This window comes from Aerococcus sp. L_32 (genome assembly GCF_050689315.1).
Genome location: NZ_JBOEQF010000405.1, coordinates 1 through 1,731, shown reverse-complemented (window position 1 = coordinate 1,731; position 1,731 = coordinate 1). Strand labels below are relative to the sequence as shown.

The following is a 1,731-nucleotide window of genomic DNA, read 5'->3' as shown; positions in this document are numbered from 1 at the left end:
TATCTTTTCTACTTGTGGCTATGCTTAGTGAAAGTTTTTTACTATCAGATACCAATTTCTATGCACTCTGATGTTTGGTTATAAGGTTATCCTGAAAGAAATCGAAGACGGAAACCGTGGACCACAAGCAGCTAACGTTGTTAAAGCGTAAATCTAATTTAAATTTTAACAATTAGGGCAACAGCCCACTAGACTAGTTAAACATTTGTTTAGCTAGTCTTTTTTTTCGATATAGATTTTCTATATATAGTAGTAGTCGAAATCCTTAGTGGCCTAGAAGCATCAAAAAGCTAGCATTCATTACCAAACCCGCTAACAATATCACAAAACCCGCTTTGCTCTGGTGCTTACAACCATTCAAAGCGGGCTTTTTTCGATTACTATGCTTTCTTTTTAAGGAATAAACTGTAAATCATCATCACTATTGAAATGATGATTAAAGCGATTGTTTGACCATTCAATGATTCCGGCATAATGAAGCTTGCAGCGATAGCGATGATTAAGACGATGACTGAAAAGCTAGCCAGTAATTTCATCATTCTTGCTGAATTTGATTTTTTACCAGCGATTTCTACGCCTTCAGAACGGTAATCCATGAATAAGCTAGATAACCAGGAGAATACTGCTAGGTAGAATAGGAATTTGATTAGGCCAAAACCGGTTAATAAGACTTGCGCGTTGGCCATTTCTACAATATTTTGCATGATAACCATTTCCATTGCGATAAATAACGGGGGCAATACTGGCAGTAAGTTATGCGTGCCAATCACTAAATGAATCAGTAACCATTGTAGGAAGAGTAATCCTTTTGCCAAAATAGTTACGGGACTAAAAATTAACATAGCGAATAGGGCAACTTCGACCACACCTAAGACGATCATGTTCTTAATGAGTGTGAGTTCTTTTTGCTTAGAAAATAATAAGTAGACCTGTGTAAGTAAAAATTGCCAGAATATTAATAGTAGAAAATTTGTCCAGTTAATCGTGTTGACTGCTTGTAATGTCATGAAGGCAGGGACCGCCATGAGACATACGAGTAGGACATGGAAAATTGCTGGAACAATAATTTGGCGGTTTTTACTGCCGGCCATGGATTTGATTGCTGCCATTTATTGTCTCCTTTCAACGATAAATAATCGTGGAGGTAGGTTTTTTTGGTTCAAAAAATTGAACATAGCTACATTATAACTTTTTTGGTCGCATTTTTCGAGATAAGATTGAACCGCTTCAAATTCTTCCATACCACCCGGATGACCAACATATGAAGCAATCAGTAACAAACCCATCTTATCCAAACGTTCAAGGACTGATTGTATGGCTTTAATAGTGGTCTCTGATTGGGTAATGATCTCCTTATTACCACTAGGCAAATAACCAAGGTTGAAGATGGCTAATTGTAATTTTTCATCGGTTGGAATGACTTGCTCTAATTCGCTATGGTCTTTTACAAATAACTTTGTATTTTTAAATTTTGCCTCTTCAGAAAGGCGTTTTTCAGCGAATGCAATCGCCTGTGCTTGTATGTCTAAGCCGTAGACGATACCTTCAGGGCCAACTAGTTGTGAAAGCAACAGGGTATCATTACCTTTACCTACTGTCGCGTCTAATACATGGTCACCATTGTGAATTTTTTGTTTCATTATTTGATGCGTCACAGTGACAATATTTTGAAACATACCATTCCTTCTTTCTATAATTAATAGCTTAATCTACCGTGGGTTTTCAGTAAAT

General features: G+C 36.8%; 2 protein-coding genes. Both read right to left on the bottom strand.

What is annotated here, in order from left to right; all coding sequences use genetic code 11:
- Positions 1-380 precede the first annotated feature (380 nt).
- A complete protein-coding gene (locus ACRCJ0_RS13405) occupies positions 381-1,109 on the bottom strand; it encodes a hypothetical protein (RefSeq protein ID WP_431390742.1) in 729 nt (242 codons plus the stop codon).
- Positions 1,110-1,676, bottom strand: a complete 567-nt coding sequence (locus ACRCJ0_RS13400; protein ID WP_431390741.1) for a class I SAM-dependent methyltransferase — start codon at positions 1,674-1,676, stop codon at positions 1,110-1,112. It abuts the gene before it with no gap.
- Positions 1,677-1,731 lie beyond the last annotated feature (55 nt).

Bases quoted from the DNA above. Each gene is read 5' to 3' on its own strand.
- ACRCJ0_RS13405 (WP_431390742.1), bottom strand. From the start codon at position 1,109: ATGGCAGCAATCAAATCCATGGCCGGCAGTAAAAACCGCCAAATTATT.
- ACRCJ0_RS13400 (WP_431390741.1), bottom strand. From the start codon at position 1,676: ATGTTTCAAAATATTGTCACTGTGACGCATCAAATAATGAAACAAAAA.